The following is a 15,747-nucleotide window of genomic DNA, read 5'->3' on the forward strand; positions in this document are numbered from 1 at the left end:
TTAAACGCTTAGGGAGGAATGATTCGTTTTTAGGGGTGAATGATTCATAGCTCTTACATCATTTATATATTTTTTAGACACAGGTATTTCTTTGTAGGTTACTAGTATCGTATTTGAATTTTTCCATTCTTTAAAATGAATAGGATTTATAAGATGAGATCGGTGTGTTTTTAACAATTGTGGWAGTTGCGAATGAACGGTTTTTAAAGTTGTCCGTAATAACTTAGTGGAAAGTTCATTGTTTAATATATAAGAAACCTCTACATAATTATCAGCACTAGAAATACAAATTAAATCTTCTAATGTTAATTTTAGAATATCCAGTCTGTTTTCACCCTTTAAAATGATAGAATCAGGTTCTTTTTGAGTGTGTTTTTTGTTTAAATACCACCTAGATATTAAAAGAATCGGTAATAAAACTAGAAAAATCGGAGTATAGACTTCAAGTGAAAATTTGGTAAATGAGTATTCACCATTTACCAATTCTGTTTTATAGTATAAGAAACTTCCAGTCAGTACTAATATGTTAAATACAAGAATTAGAATAATTTCTAAATAAATAGACCAAGTATTCCATTTATGATACACCCAATTCTGTATGGGGATTAGGATTAAATAGCTTAGTAAAGATATAAATCCATAGAAGGGTAATATTTCTAAACGAATTAAAAAAGGCAGCTCTGCTATATCGAAAGGAGCAATGAGAACCAAAAAAGAGATAAGCCAAAGAGACATAATAAGTCCTACAACAGCATGATGTTTATATGAAGTATTTAATTTTAGGGAATTCAATATACCTTGAGACTTACAAATAGTAAACTAAAATTACAAATCTTTAGATAAAGATACTGAAAAAGAAATCATGGTCTTTGAGAAAAGATATTGAAGATAACTTCACTTCGTTATTAGTTGAAATAACAAGATGTCATTTTTAAATGTATTTAGGAGCTATGAGATATTAGCATATCGAACAGTCAGATTCTCCAATCAACTTTCCTTGTTTATCAAACTCGTATTTGCAGCAATCTTTGAATCTATTTTTTAGTATGTCTTTAGCTCTTTTAATTCTTACTTTCGTGTTTTCTAGGCTTATTTCTAATGTTTTTGCAACATCTTTTTGTTTGTATCCTTTGATATAAATCATCTCGATAACTTCTTTGTAGATTTCTGGTAGGTCATCTATAAATTTATCAAAACAGCATACAAATTGAGCTTCTTGTAAAGAAATTTCTTCACTATTATTTACTTTACTTCTATAGCTGGATTCCGCATTGAAGTAATTCGTTATTTCGTTACGGGCAATTTGAAAAACCCAGGCTTTTACTTTTTTATCTTCTTTAAGGGTAGAAATGTTTTTATGAATTTTCAAGAAGGTATTTTGAAACACATCGTTTGCTACATTGGTAGACTTCACTTTTTTAAGGATAAAAAAGTAAAGCTCATCATTAAAATTGTTCCAAATTTCTATGGTCTTCATATTCCTAAAATTATATAGGCTGGTATCTGAACCAACCTATATTTTTATTTAGCAACAGTCGCAATTATTGCATTCACATTTCGAGCAAGCGCAACTATTTTTTAGACAATTATTGCAATCGCAGTTGGGGCAAGAACAGTCAATACATTTACAGTTATTCATAATATCAAATTTAATAATTCAATAAGGAGACTAACAAGTATTAAAAAAGATACATTTTTTTTAATTTTTTTCTTGCTATCTAGTTCTAACTACTGAAATAAAGATAGATACTATTTTTATTTTATCATCTGTAATCAACTAGTTTTTACAAAGAATTCGATTTTGAGTTATATTTTTTTAATTGATAAATAGATAAAAATCCTATCATGATTTCAGCTATAACCCCAAAAATATAGCCATCAGTTGGTATCCCATCTACTATCATACTTAAAACTCGTCCAATCCCTAAGGTTAGCATAAACAAGATATTCAGTTCGGTAGCTTTTTTCCAAAATGTAGTTTTCCAAATTCCTAAAATACATACCCATGAAATTCCTAAATACAAACACATATTTGCTTTTAGCATATTTGAAAGATCAATGGTATGGACTTGAATATCCAGTTGTTTTGTGAGAAGTGATGGCGTACCATAGATAATTGCTGTTGGAATTACAATAATCAAAGAAATCATAAGATGGAAGTTCTTATAAATCCAATTCATTTTAAACAGTTTCTATATATTCTGATTTTCCGCCAGATAAATCTCCATTAAGCCAATTCCAGTTAAACGTTAATTTCAGTTTTCCATGTGGTGTTTTTGAGATTATTCCTTTGGATTCTCCTGCTTTTAGTTCTCCTTCAGTGGTGATGCATTGATATAGAAGTTCAATTTCTGAATCACTAGTTTGCTTACCGACAATGCTTCCTTTTTGTATAGATCCACCCATATAACTTCCCGTAATTATGGATCCATCTTGGAAGTAATGAAAAATGGTTTCATTCGATGATATTCCACTTTTATTTTCAGTGGTTACGAATTTTTTATCGTTTAAATTCAACTTCATATGTTTTGATTAGTGATTGTGAATGCTTGGTTTTTGAGCAATTATATATAGGTAGTCTCCTAAATCATTTTTATAGGATTTTATTATTTCCGAAATCTTACCACTGTCGATATCTTCTCTTAGACTTTTTAACCCTTGTTCGACCTCAGTTTTATTTGCTAAAGAGGAGAAAGATGAAATACCTTGTCTTATTTGTGGATCGAAGTATAATTCAGGATTTTGTTTACCACAATAAAGAAATTTATCTTCTAAATCAGGTTGAATAAAATATTTGTCAAATTCTTTGATTTCAAAGCCACTTTTTATCATTGCAGTTGTTTCACTTTCTAAACTTGGCATCTGAAAGATAGAATCAACTAACATTTTTGGGAAATAATGATTTAGCCAATACCCTTTCATTTGTTTTGGAGTAGAGGTGAAGATGACGATTTTTCCATTAGGTTGCAATACGTTATACAATTCTGAAAATCCAGTGTTTAGATCTTTCCAATGATGTATGGTCAGAGAACCTATAATTCCGTTAACATAATCATTCGGTAAACCTGTATTCTCTGCAGTACCAATTCTCCAATCTATTTCTGGATTCTTCAGCTTTGCTTTTTCTAACATTAGTTTAGATGGATCAATACCTATAAAATCAAATCCTTTTTTTTGAAACTCATTGGTATAATTACCAGTTCCGCAACCAATATCTAAGTATAAACCTTTTTCCTGTGGTTGCAGATGTGCTAAGAGCTTAACCGTTAAAAATGGATCCGCTTTTCTAGTTGCATTGTAGTCAATACCTATTTGATTATATTTTGCTTCCATCTTTTTATATATGCTTTTGAGTGATAATAAACCATAACTGAAAGATAGAAAAATGTAATGAATTTGGGTGATGTATTCAGTTTGAATTTAGTAGCTGTGTTTTTGTTTTTTAGATTTTTAAATTCTATAATGACTATGCTAAAGACAAATACATAAGACAGCCATTTTATAACTACTTTTTAAGATCATTATAGATGTAATAGGTTAAATCACTTAGTTTTTGATTTACCTTCATAGAAGATTGGTTGGTAAAAATTGAAATTCCTATTTTCTTTTCTGGAAAGATTGTCAATACGCTCTTTGCTCTAGAAATTCCACCGTCATGTCTAAAATGCAAATCATGATGTTGATTACTGATAATCCACCAGTAATATCCTATCCAATAATCAGTATCGATTTCGAAGATCTTTTTGTGAGATTCTCTAACAATCTCCTGATTCTTAAATTGATAATGAATATATTTTAACATGTCTGAGGTTGTAGATTTTAGTGCTCCTTCAGCACCCCAAAGTGTTTTGGAAAGGTTAGATTGGGGCATAGGCTTATCTAATAAATATCCATTTGCTAATCTATGTTGTTTATTACTTGGTACATGAAAATGAGTGTCATTCATTTTTGCTTTTGAAATAATTTCATCCATTACGAGCTCTTGAAAAGGCTTGTTGTATACCAATTCTAAAATATATCCCATTAAATTGGTTCCTGAATTTGAATATTTAAATAATTTTCCAGGTTCTTCAGTCATTTTATATGTAGATAATTGATTTAAGAATTTGGGTTTGGTTTGTTTGTCTTCAAGATTTGTATACGCTTTATTAAATTCAATTTCGTTAAGATCCGTTCGGATTTCACTCATCCCTAAAATTCCACTTGGCAATCCACTTGTATGTGTTAATAAGTGTTTTATTTTGATGGGTATTCCATGATACTCTAAATTAGGATACGGTTTTGGTAGATATTTTCTTATATCATCTTCCAGATTCAATTTCCCTTCTAAAACAGCTTGTGCAGCCAAAGTACCTGTAAATGTTTTTGTGATAGAAGCTATTTCATATATAGTCTTATTTGTTGGAATGTCTCTTTTTCCTTTTGTTAGTTCACCATAATTAAAATTAAAAGAAACATTGTCTATATAAAGTCCAATAGATAATGAATTTATTAAAGGATCTTTTAAAGTTTCTTTGGCGTTTTTGTCTATGATTTGCTTTATTTCTTTATGGATAGCATCACTATAAATTTCAACGGATTTATTATTATGAACGATTACTTTTCTTTCTTTTTTTTCTTGAGATATACAACTTGAATAGAGACATAAAATTGATAGGGTCGTTAAAAATGATTTTTTCATATTGTTCTGATTTTAATACAAGAACAAATCAAAACATATGGTTCTTAAAAAAGGTTCGACTTCATGTAATCGAACCTTTTTTAATTAAATTATGAAGTCATCCAAGAAATTAATGATTCTTTTTATATTCAGATGGAGTCATACCAGTTTTCTTTTTAAAGGCTGTATAAAAAGATGATTTAGAATTAAATCCTACATCATACATAATTTGTTGAATGGTCAAATTTTCTCCTTTGGAATTGGCCAACATTTTCTCAGCTTTTTTAATTCTATAATGATTTACAAAATCAAAAAAATGTTGATCTAGATTTAGATTAATTAGAATTGAGACTTCACGACTTGGCATTTCTAATCGGTTAGCAAGATCTTGTAATGTTAAGGATGCATCTAGATAAGGCTCTTTATCGTTCATAAACGCTAATATTTTATTCATGTTTTTATCAACGTTTTTCTTTAGATGTTCACTAGTATTATTCTTTATTAATAGGTGATTAGAATTGATATTTCGGAATAAATGTGGTTGATACATACTTTTTAAAACTATCCATGTTAAAAAGCCAACTAAAGCTAGTGTAAGAACTAATCTTAAAATATTTAAGGTTTCGATATCGGTTCCAACTAATTTATAGATCTGTTTAAAAAATGAGAAGCAGAAGATAATACCTAACAGTATAAATAATTGATAAAGCCATTTGAAGTTAAAGACGGATTTATTCGAATAATTTTCAAATAACAATCTTTTATATGTTCTTAATTCTAGTAATATTAGAATTAAATAAAAAAGAGAAACCGATAAACCGAAAGCAATTGATAATTTACCTTCGATAAGGTGATTCAAGTTTTCAACTAGAAAGTTTTTTGTTTTTGTATTTGCAAAATAAAACCTTGGAGAAAATATTAATATTTGGATAACAAATGGAATTATATGTAATAGATGTTTAGGTTTCAATTCAAAATCTGAATATATAGAAGATACAACATATAAAAACAACAAGGGGCTTGTGAAAAAGGCGATATGATCGCGAAGCATTTCTAAAACAGGCGGCAGAATAATATATTTTGAATAGAAGAAAACACTAATATGGATAGCAAAAACTAAAAAATACATTCCTAAAAATGTATTTGCTTTTTTATTGGAAGTTTTAACTGTGAATAAAAATAATGCCAATAAAAGGGAAATAAATAGTATGCATATTGTTGTTACGGCTAAAATCGAAAAATCCATCACAAATTAAATTAACACAAATATAGAAGAATAAAAAAAGCATAAACTGATAGCGTTCATGCTTTTAATTTTTTCGGGTAATTTTATAAATCTATTCTGGTTTTTTACTGTAATCAATATCTATTGGAGTAGGGCCTTTAACTGGTCCAATGAGATGTAACATTTGCATTCGGAATCTTTCTACGATGTCGCGTTTTAATAACCAACGATGAAAATCTGCTGGTGAAGTATTATGATGATGAACAGACTTATTTCCGGCAGGAGCATTTACATCTCTTCTTACGGGAAATTGAAGCCACTTTGTTTGAAATTCTTCAGAGAGCATCCAATTTAAATAAAGTTTAGCTGCAGCTTTGTGTTTAGCTTGTGTTGGAATTCCGGCGGCTTGAAACCAAGTCAAAAAGTAGTCTTTTTCTGGAAATTGAAATCGTGTATTCATACCAGGAATGGGTTCAAATGCCCAGAATGTTGTAAAACTCGCTCCATACCAACCATTGTTTATAGCAACATAGGGCATAGCAGTACCACGAACCCATACAGGTTTCGTAGCGACTAACTTTTCTAAATATTCCCAACCATACATTTCTTTTAGATTCCAAAATTGGTAAAGCACTGCATCGTCATCATGAGGGTATGTCAAAATAACTTTCCCTTTTAGATCAGGATCTAGATAATCCATTGCGTCTCTTGGAGCTTTTTCAGCAGGAATTATATCCGTATTAACATAATTACTAAAGGTAACTCCATAAAGACCAGTCCAATGTCCATGAGGATCTTTGTAATCAGGAAAAACTTTGTCCCAGTTTTTTGGTTTGTATGAATCTAAAAAACCTTGTTCTGTATAGTAAGTAAATCTATGTAAGGTTTGAAATTGTATGACATCTGGGATATTCTTTTGACCTCCAGTAGCTCTAGCATTGTCATAACGAGGCGCGTGATTTATACTTACATCTACAGAATGGGTAACTTTTAACTTTGGGAAACGTTTTTTAAACATATCCAAGTAGTAATCAATTTGATCAGATTTATCTCCACCAGCACGAAGAATGAATTCTCCTCCTTCTTCCAGAGCAGCTTTATATAATTCATCTAAAGTTCTTGTTTCGATCTCTACATATGCTGAACCTTTAGTGTTTTGTGCAAATGAGTTCCAAGAAAATGCAGCGATAACTATAACAATAATACTATTCTTTATGAGTTTCATTTTATTTTTATTTAGAGTGATTATTTAATTTTTCCTAAGGCAAAGTCGTAAGAACGTTTTACAATAAATTTGGCAACTTCTAGTTCATTTTGATTTCGAGGAGCGTACATCATAATTATATTTGGTGGCAGGTATCCTCTTTTTATCAATGGATGCCATTCTCCCCAACCATTGATAATAATTAATTCAGCATCTTTTTCAGAAACTCCTAAATGCATGCTATAGTCAGGATGCGGATGAAAATGCGCAAATTCAGATCCAACCATAAAAGCATTACAGTTTTTACATTTATGGTCTTCCTTCATATACATGGCGATTGATCCAGGAACAGAAATAGCACTTGGTTTTTGTTCAATATGGTTTAATGTAAAAGCCCAATCTTTTAACTCTTTAACAAAAGAGAGATCTTCAGGTTGTTGACTTAATTGCATATGAGGGTTTGTATCCGTTGTTTTCGGTCGAACACCATCTCTTACAGGAAGGTTTCCTAGGGTTATGTGAGTATCCATTTTTCTTTTTGTTTGATTTTTAACTATTTGCGACAAGGAAAAAATGAATATGAAGAGAAGAACAATTGTTCGAAAAGGCAGTTTTTTAATAGTCTTCATAGCATTTTACTTCATCCTAATTTCTAGAGACAAAGTTCAATCGTCAGACGGATAAAAAACTTAAGATAGTTTAAGAAATTACTTTCTTATCTTATTTCGTAACATGCTTAAAAATTCGGGTGTTATTCCAAGATAACTAGCCATGTGTTTTTGTGAAATTCTTTGGGCTAAATTTGGATACTTCTTTAGGAAAAATGAATAGCGCTCTTCTGCAGTGAAGGAAAGGTTTTGTAAGATTCTGTTTTCATGAGAAAACATAGTATTCCTGAATAAAACTCTTGTATACATAGCAAACTCAGGAATTTCTTTGACTAAATAATCCCAATTCCCTTTGCTTATTGATAGTGTAGTTGTGGGTTCTAATGCTTGTATATTAAATGAAGCAGGTGTTTCTTTGATAAAACTTTGTAAATCTCCAAACCACCAGTTTTCCATAGCAAAAGTAATATTATGTTCTACACCATTTAGATCGTATACATACGTTCTAGTACAACCTTTTACTATAAAATATACTTCTTTAGTGTATTGATTTATATTTAGTAGGTGCTCCTTTTTTGAAAACTCCTTTAATGTCAACTTATTCAATATAATTGATAGTTTTTGGTCAGAAATTGACACTATACTTTTGATATGATTTGTAATTTCTTGCATTTAATTTATCCTGGACAACTTCGAATTAAAGGTAATGATTGATATTCTAATTATCTTTTATTTATTTCTTGAATCTTTTGAATCATCCTTTGAGCATTGTCATTTTGGGGATTCAATTCTAAGGATTTTTTATAGTTTATCAAGGATAATTCGTATTGGTTATTTGTAAGATAACCTTCACCAAGGCTGTCAAAAGCATCTGCGGAGTTTGGAAATTCCAAAATCAACAATTGAAAAACTTCTATTGCTTTTTCAATTTCGTTTTTCTCCAGTAATTCATAACCCAAGTCATTTAGCAGAGAGAAATCTTCAAAATTATATGCTGAACCATTGTTTTCTTTCAATTCTTGGTACTTTTTTACCCAATTTTCAGGTTTTTTATTGATGTTATTTCTTATTAGGTAATAGGCATTTTTTTTAGGATGACTGATAAGATCATTAATTAGTAGAGAAGCTATTGTATTTATTAAGTCATTTGCATTATCACCATTGTAGTTAAATGAAACCGTAAATCCACTATTAATTTTAGGCAATAAAATCAACCAGTTAACATTTCCGCCTGTTCCACCATTATGCATTAATAAGTCTTCTCCTTGAACCATCCAAAAATATCCGTATTGATCCTCTTCTTCCTCATCATAAAATAAAGGCTTTCTCATTTCTTTAAGAATGGGATCACTATTTTCTAGTAGAAATTTAATATACCTTAGCATGTCAGGTACTGTTGATTTTAAACCTCCACCAGCACCAGTTAATGGCGTTTGTAATGGTTTTACTAATTGATTATTATTTGTATATCCATTTAGAAGATGTTTTTGGTCATGATCGCTTATTTGCATAGAAGTACGACTCATTTGTGCTTCATCTAGGATCTGTTCTTTTAAAAGTTGAGCATATGATTTTTCATAAATATTTTCAAGGATCATTCCTAATATTTCAGGTGCTACAAAACCAGAATAATCATATTTTTTTCCAGGCTTAATTTTCAATTCATATGTTGCTAAGTCTTTAATAAAGTCTTTTTTGCTATACCCAGAAATTGTTTTTCTTTCATTTTCTGTGATATCAATTGAAAACATTTTAGCCAAAGTTTTAGAAAAATGTTCTCGTTGAATTCCTGTAGTATGAGTCAATATATCTTTAATGAGAATTGGGCGATCATCAAATTTTAAGTTGTTATAAGAACCATCCAAGTATATTCTGATATCATCATCTAAATTTAATTTTCCTTCTAAGACAGCTTGTGCGGTTATATATGCAGTAAATGTTTTGGTTACAGATGCTATTTCAAAAATTGAATTATCATTTGCCTTATTATTTTTGCCTTTATCTATTTCTCCATAATAGTTCGTATAGGTTTCTCCATTTTTATAAATTCCAATTGAAATAGAATTAATCTCGGGATTTTCTAAAATTAATTTTGCGCTATTACTCATCGAGTATTCAATGGGATCTAAAACCTGTTCAGAAAGGTTATTCGAGTTTGTTTTACAACTAAATAGTAAGATAGAAATACTAGAGATTACTAAAAATTTGTGCATACTGTATTTTTGATTGATTTTGATTGATTTTGATTCAGTTTGGTTTTTATCCTTTTATATATCGTATTTCGTTATTAATTTTTGTGATAAGTTTTTCAGCAAAGTCCTTTTGTTCGCGATACCAAGCAATTTGCTTTTCGATTAAGTATACTTTATAGCGAACTGAATTTTCAAATTTATTGATGTAATTAGGATTTAGTGGAGCATTTGTATTGAATTCAAAAATTAAATTACTAAAATCATCTTTGTTATATTTATGTATAGATTCATCGATTCCCTTTGCCATATATTCTGCAGTTCGATAATAAAGAAAAATATCTTCAACGAGGTAATTGCTTCTCAATAATCCTATTTGGCCTGATGATACTAGATTGTCGATAGTTGTTCTATTGGAAGTAAATTTATATCCTATTATTAAAAAATTGAGATCCTCAATGGGGTTCTTTACAGTATTAATAAAACCAGATACATCTTTTTCAACTTCATTTAGTTTTGTAATAAGTATACTGTCCTCTTTGATAATGGATTCATAAAGTCTTTTATCGTAACCTAAATTGGTTGTAAGTCTAGTAAGATTTAATATTTCTTTTTTTTCATCTTGATACCTGCCATTCCAATTATTTATCTGAACAGCAATCAATATTCCAATTACTACTAGCAAAATCTCTCCAATGGCATATTTTGTATACTTTTTGAATTTCCCTTCTGAAAGTAAATTTTGTCGAATCTTTCTAAAGAATTTTATCATCTGTTATGAATTGTCATAAATGTGGTATAAACTTCGGTAGACCTAAAAACTATAAATTTTCAAGTTGGTAATTTGTCAAAGTTTATAGGTTCTTTTTATCTTTTGTAAAATACTAAATTTAATATATAGAGTGTTGTTCCATCATAAATGATCTTTCAATGTAACCAAAATACTTCATCATCTTATAGAATGTTTTAGCGAATAACATTTTAATATTCATATGTTAATTTATCTTTAATTTTTAGCAATTCTGTTTCTTTTTCTGGAAACAAAACAAAGAGGTTCTCTAGTAACTCTTTAGTATCATGGCAATTTTTGAATTCATTTTCGCATAGAAAACTATATGATCTAACAAGCCTATAATTGATATCATAGTTTTTTGCGAAAATTTCTTTCGCTTGTTTATAATAAAAGATAGAATTACTCCATTTCCCTTTTTCGAACCATTCATCTCCCTTACCTATGAGTATTAAGAAATCCTTTTCTTTTTCCTTGAATTTTAAAGTTTGTATATACTCTTTATCAATAGTGTTTTCTTGAATAAGATTAAAGGTGAAATAAGTCATAAAACTTGTTATAACGACAGCTATACAAATAAGTATTGCGTTTTCTTTTCGTTTTTGCTTTTTTATCTTTTTTCTTATTTGCTCTAATTCTTCTTTTGAAGCTTTTTTTACATTTAATTTTCCTTTGGAAGTTTTTAAGGAATCTTTTTTAATATTAAGGAAAGTGCGTTCTTTTTTGAATAGTTTTTTAGACCTAAGTAACTTTTTATTGTTACTTAAGCTTGTAATCATTCCTTGAATACTTCCTCCTCCTCCTAACATTTTAAACAGACTAACAAATTGCATGTATTCAATGGAATACATTTCTATTTATAGGTATTCTTAAAATGAAATTTGTTACAAGAGTATTATGAAAAACTTGTTAGGAGGCTACAATTTGGTCATTATTTCCATCTTTATAACTACTTATCAATAAAGTAGTCCCAGGCGGCTTTAGATATATCGGATATTATTTTCTCGTTTGTTTCTGAATCTTCAGATGATTCGGATACAAAAACACTTATGGTATAATATGCTCCATTGGGTAAGAAAACAATTCCGATGTCATTTGCAGCTGCCGTTATGCCGGTTTTTTTATGTTTACCTGACCAGCCAGTTTTGTGAGCAACTTTTGTATTTTTAGGTAATTGCCCTCTAAGTCTTTTTTTACCAGTTTTGGTGCCTTCCATTACCTTCCATATAAAATCATAACTTTCTTTGGAAAGTAAACTATTTTTGTTTTCGTAAAATGTTGCTAGTATTTTATTAGCTTCCTTGGGTGTTGTCCAATTTAGAAATTGTTGGTCCCAATCGTTTTGCATGGTTTCTTCATTTATTTTAACAGCAAAATCCTTAAAACCTAGACTCGCAAAATAATCTTCTACAACCTCTGGTTTTCCTAAAAGTCTCAGTAAAACATCACAACCAACATTGTCACTTAAGGCAACAGTGTATTCTATGATTTCGGCGATTGTTAATACTACACCGTTAGGATACTTTTTTCGTATTGGACTCCATAATCCAGGTAATAATTCACTTTTTTTAATATCAATTTTCTGATTTAGAGAAAGATTCCCTTTATCTACCTCCGATAAAATTGTGAGCGCAATAGGAAACTTGAATACACTTTGCATTGGATAATGCTTTTGACCATTTACACTTAAAGAATCCTTTGCATTAATACCGTCAATTGCTATTCCTACAACAGCTTTTTTGGTGTCTAAAATACTCTCAATTTTCTGTCGTAATTTTTCAATTTCTTGTGCATATCCTTTTGAGAAAACTATTAAAAAGAACAAGAATAAGGTTAATATTTTTCTGTGCATGGTTTTGTTTATTATTATGATAATTTACTTCTTAGATGTTTTTTAAAATAATTTGCACTGTCGATAGCACTTTTCATTGAATCAACTGCAAAATTACCACCTTGTTCTATATAAAAATAATCAAGTCCTGACTTCTTTGGGTCAGGTAATTCTTCTATATAATTAATCGAACCATTCCCTAATTCAGTATAATCTCGGGTTTGTTTATCCATATCCTTTATATGCCACATTACGATTCTGCCTTTTTGCTTCTCTACAATTTCCTTCGGTTTTAAATCTGAGGAGTGCATCACCCAATACATATCTAATTGAAGTTTTACAAGTTCAGGATCCGTTTCATTTAGTATAATCTGATATCCACTAGTTCCGTTATGTTTTTCAAATTCATAACCGTGATTATGATAAGCAAAACCAAGTCCAGATTTATTCACCTGTTCACCAATTCTGTTCAGTTTCGATGCTAATATTTTAAAATTTTCTATTGTTCGTAGAGATGGATCTAACCATGGCCAAGTAATGTATTTACTATTTAATTCTTTTGCTGCTATAATGCATTTGTCAACAAACTTTTCCAGTACGGCATCCGGTTTATTAAAGTAATCTGAAAAACCATAATGTCCACTTGAGACCGTTAGATCTAAATCATTTAATATCATTTTAAATTCTTGTGGACTAAACCCATAAATTTTATTTTTATCAGGATCATACCCATAGATTTCAAAATCTTCATATCCAACAGATTTCAATTCTTTTAGCGTATCTATTGGAGCTATTGCCATTCTATCTCTAATGGAAAACAATTGATATCCTAATTTATAGTGAAAGGAACTATCCAGGTTAAAACAAGAATTTGTCATCAAGGATAAGCTTCCAATCGCACTGGTTGTTATAAAATTTCTTCGATTCATATTCTTGTTTCGTTTTTTATTAGGAATTACTGATAGCTATCTGAACGTAATTGCCTTGAGTAGTTGTATTAGTGAGTTTTATGTTACATTTTAAGTTGACGCTGATATCCACTTATGACCTGTCAATTTGTTCGATAGAGTTTTAGTATTTTTTACGTGCCTAAAATATCTATTGAAATTAATATCAGTGAGCATTAAAGTAACCATATATTTGATAAACAAATAAACCTATTCCTGCTAATACTAAATACCAATTTACTGCCTTATAAAATGCAGGAAACTGCTTATGTTTCCTTGAGAGCGTTATTATAAAAACAATTGGTATTAATGCCAATACTTGTCCCGCTTCCACACCTAGGTTAAAACACAATATTTTTGCCAGAAATTGTTCTTGTCCGATATCAAAGGATTGCAATCGCGTGGAAAGCCCAAAACCGTGAATCAATCCAAATAAACCTACCATAAGTAGTAAATTAGGAGATTTTAGCTTTAATTTTTCAAAACCACTTAAATTTTCAAAGCCTTTATATAAAACGCTTAAAGCTATAATTGCATCTACAAGATGTTCATTTGCTGTGATTCCTAAATAGGTAGCACCAATTAGGGTTATACAATGTCCTATTGTAAATACAGTGATAAATTTGAGGATATCTTTAAAGTTTTGTAGATAAAATATAACTCCAGCAAGAAAAAGCAAGTGATCATAGCCTGTTAGCATATGTGTTGCTCCWACTTGAATATAAGCCCACAAACCACCGTTACGAAGAAGTTCTTGATCTGCATTCGTAACATCATGGGCGAATGCCAAAACGGGAACGCAAAACAATAGAAGTGATATCGTTTGTTTTGAATTTAGAAACTTCATTAGGCTCTTTTTCTAAAAATTAAAAATAACAGACCTATGATTAAAATACTACCAAGTATAAACATCCAAGTAGGTACTTCTTCTTCATGATTATGATCATCATGCATATGAGTACTCTCATCATGTTTGTGACTCACCTCGAATGTGAGTGTAGCCCATTTAGATTTATGGGTTAATTCATCACTATCCGTAATATTTACCATGTGGATGGTTCGTAAATAGTAGATACCATCTTCAGGTAGATCCACGAGAACGATTCCTTGATCGTTTGTTTTTAATTGTTGGCCACTAGCGTGTGTGTGAACTTGCTCTTTTTCTGTTTCTGTATTTGATGTATGTATATGACCATGTTTCTTACCATCATTTTCATGCTTGTGAGTGTGTTTTTTTTCATCACCTTCATGATTATGTTCCTTTTCGGTATGTGTAGGCGATTTACCTGTCTTTGATTTGTGACTATGACTATGCCTTTTTGTATCCTCATTATGGCTGTGAGAATGTTTTTTTTCATCGTGCTCATGACTATGTTCTTTTTTAGTATGAGTATGCTTTTCTTCGGGTTTTGATTTATGAGTATGGCTATTGCTATGGCTATGATCCATACGGTCATTTTTAAGTTCATGGGAGTGTTCCTTTTCATGAGGTCCATGACTATGACTCTTTTGATGATTATGCGCATTTTTAATATAATCGGCATAAACAAGTTGATTGGAAAGAGGTTTACCATCTAACAACAACTTTATTGCTATCTTATCACCGCTATATTTTTCGTAAGGATTTGCTTGTGGAACAAATTCAATAGGGTAGCCTAATATCGTTTTCCAATCCTCAGTTTTAATATCACCTACTTGATAGATAGCTTTTACATGTTTTTGATAACTTTCAACTGCATTTTGATCTAACAAATTATTGTTCGTGCGGTATTCTAACATATCTAAAACACCATCATGCTTTAGATAGTTATTAAATTTATCAGCAGTGAGTTCAATATTTCTCGCTTTGGTTGAAACACCAGCTACGTATGTCCCTGGTTCTCCCGTGTCGAATGTCAACTTTGTTATAGTACTGTCTTGATCTTTCCATTGATCAGCTTTAATTGCGACTCTTTTTCCTTTTGCGATAATTGATGCATCCTGTATGCGATCTCTAGTGATAATATTTTCACTTTTTTCAAAAGTTCCATTGTAGAGACTTAAGGTCGCCTGTTGATTTGGCTGTAAGAAATAGCCGTCAAATTTTATATATAAATTATGACTACATAATAGAATGAAAGCTGATACAAGTAAAATGGGGTTACAAAATTGATTATTGATTTTCTTGGTAAGTACTTTTATCTTTTGTTTCATACTTAACTGAAGGAGGTTTGTTAGTTAATGCACTTAAAATGAGAATGCAAGAAGCATAAAGTAGAATATAAGTGCAGTGTTTAATAGCTACTAAACCAAA

Annotated in this window: 17 protein-coding genes; all 17 read right to left on the bottom strand. The window is 30.2% G+C overall.

Going from position 1 to position 15,747, the window contains the following annotated elements; genetic code table 11:
• The 17 genes from GBO31_RS04640 to GBO31_RS04720 all read right to left on the bottom strand — a co-directional run bounded on the left by GBO31_RS04640 (position 1) and on the right by GBO31_RS04720 (position 15,647).
• Positions 1 to 792 (bottom strand): LytTR family DNA-binding domain-containing protein, encoded by a 792-nt coding sequence (locus GBO31_RS04640; protein WP_219007155.1) that lies wholly within the window; start codon positions 790 to 792, stop codon positions 1 to 3.
• Positions 793 to 958: 166 nt separating this feature from the next.
• The gene (locus tag GBO31_RS04645) at positions 959 to 1,477 is read right to left on the bottom strand and encodes a sigma-70 family RNA polymerase sigma factor (RefSeq protein WP_219007156.1); all 519 of its coding nucleotides are present in this window, start codon (positions 1,475 to 1,477) and stop codon (positions 959 to 961) included.
• A 307-nt stretch (positions 1,478 to 1,784) separates the two neighbouring features.
• Positions 1,785 to 2,180, bottom strand: a complete 396-nt coding sequence (locus GBO31_RS04650) for a DUF4345 domain-containing protein (RefSeq protein WP_219007157.1) — start codon at positions 2,178 to 2,180, stop codon at positions 1,785 to 1,787.
• A gap of 1 nt (position 2,181) precedes the next feature.
• The gene (locus tag GBO31_RS04655) at positions 2,182 to 2,523 is read right to left on the bottom strand and encodes a hypothetical protein (RefSeq protein WP_246615766.1); all 342 of its coding nucleotides are present in this window, start codon (positions 2,521 to 2,523) and stop codon (positions 2,182 to 2,184) included.
• A 9-nt stretch (positions 2,524 to 2,532) separates the two neighbouring features.
• Positions 2,533 to 3,333 (bottom strand): class I SAM-dependent methyltransferase, encoded by an 801-nt coding sequence (locus tag GBO31_RS04660; RefSeq protein ID WP_219007158.1) that lies wholly within the window; start codon positions 3,331 to 3,333, stop codon positions 2,533 to 2,535.
• A 172-nt stretch (positions 3,334 to 3,505) separates the two neighbouring features.
• Positions 3,506 to 4,681 (bottom strand): serine hydrolase domain-containing protein, encoded by a 1,176-nt coding sequence (locus GBO31_RS04665; protein WP_219007159.1) that lies wholly within the window; start codon positions 4,679 to 4,681, stop codon positions 3,506 to 3,508.
• A gap of 109 nt (positions 4,682 to 4,790) precedes the next feature.
• Positions 4,791 to 5,114 carry a helix-turn-helix domain-containing protein gene (locus GBO31_RS04670; protein ID WP_219007160.1) on the bottom strand — a complete coding sequence of 108 codons (324 nt, stop codon included), beginning with the start codon at positions 5,112 to 5,114 and terminating at the stop codon, positions 4,791 to 4,793.
• An 883-nt stretch (positions 5,115 to 5,997) separates the two neighbouring features.
• Positions 5,998 to 7,110, bottom strand: a complete 1,113-nt coding sequence (locus GBO31_RS04675; RefSeq protein ID WP_219007161.1) for an ABC transporter substrate-binding protein — start codon at positions 7,108 to 7,110, stop codon at positions 5,998 to 6,000.
• A gap of 20 nt (positions 7,111 to 7,130) precedes the next feature.
• Positions 7,131 to 7,619: a luciferase family protein gene (locus GBO31_RS04680; protein ID WP_219007162.1), complete on the bottom strand. Its 489-nt coding sequence runs from the start codon at positions 7,617 to 7,619 to the stop codon at positions 7,131 to 7,133.
• Positions 7,620 to 7,796: 177 nt separating this feature from the next.
• Positions 7,797 to 8,369 carry a Crp/Fnr family transcriptional regulator gene (locus GBO31_RS04685; protein ID WP_219007163.1) on the bottom strand — a complete coding sequence of 191 codons (573 nt, stop codon included), beginning with the start codon at positions 8,367 to 8,369 and terminating at the stop codon, positions 7,797 to 7,799.
• 50 nt (positions 8,370 to 8,419) lie between these two features.
• The gene (locus GBO31_RS04690; protein ID WP_219007164.1) at positions 8,420 to 9,910 is read right to left on the bottom strand and encodes a serine hydrolase domain-containing protein; all 1,491 of its coding nucleotides are present in this window, start codon (positions 9,908 to 9,910) and stop codon (positions 8,420 to 8,422) included.
• Positions 9,911 to 9,956: 46 nt separating this feature from the next.
• Complete coding sequence (locus GBO31_RS04695; RefSeq protein WP_219007165.1) at positions 9,957 to 10,658, bottom strand: DUF6090 family protein; 702 nt, start codon at positions 10,656 to 10,658, stop codon at positions 9,957 to 9,959.
• Positions 10,659 to 10,867: 209 nt separating this feature from the next.
• On the bottom strand, positions 10,868 to 11,527 hold the full coding sequence (locus GBO31_RS04700) for a hypothetical protein (protein WP_219007166.1): 660 nt from the start codon (positions 11,525 to 11,527) through the stop codon (positions 10,868 to 10,870).
• A 98-nt stretch (positions 11,528 to 11,625) separates the two neighbouring features.
• The gene (gene bla / locus GBO31_RS04705) at positions 11,626 to 12,528 is read right to left on the bottom strand and encodes a class A beta-lactamase, subclass A2 (RefSeq protein ID WP_219007167.1); all 903 of its coding nucleotides are present in this window, start codon (positions 12,526 to 12,528) and stop codon (positions 11,626 to 11,628) included.
• Between the two features lie 14 nt (positions 12,529 to 12,542).
• A complete protein-coding gene (locus GBO31_RS04710) occupies positions 12,543 to 13,436 on the bottom strand; it encodes a sugar phosphate isomerase/epimerase family protein (RefSeq protein ID WP_219007168.1) in 894 nt (297 codons plus the stop codon).
• Positions 13,437 to 13,620: 184 nt separating this feature from the next.
• Positions 13,621 to 14,301 (bottom strand): HupE/UreJ family protein, encoded by a 681-nt coding sequence (locus GBO31_RS04715; RefSeq protein WP_219007169.1) that lies wholly within the window; start codon positions 14,299 to 14,301, stop codon positions 13,621 to 13,623.
• Positions 14,301 to 15,647, bottom strand: coding sequence for a DUF4198 domain-containing protein (locus GBO31_RS04720; RefSeq protein WP_219007170.1), 1,347 nt, complete (start codon positions 15,645 to 15,647; stop codon positions 14,301 to 14,303). The genes GBO31_RS04715 and GBO31_RS04720 overlap by 1 nt, the downstream gene beginning before the upstream one ends.
• Positions 15,648 to 15,747 lie beyond the last annotated feature (100 nt).

It is taken from the genome of Aquimarina litoralis (assembly GCF_019295435.1).
Taxonomy (GTDB): Bacteria; Bacteroidota; Bacteroidia; order Flavobacteriales; family Flavobacteriaceae; genus Aquimarina; species Aquimarina litoralis_A.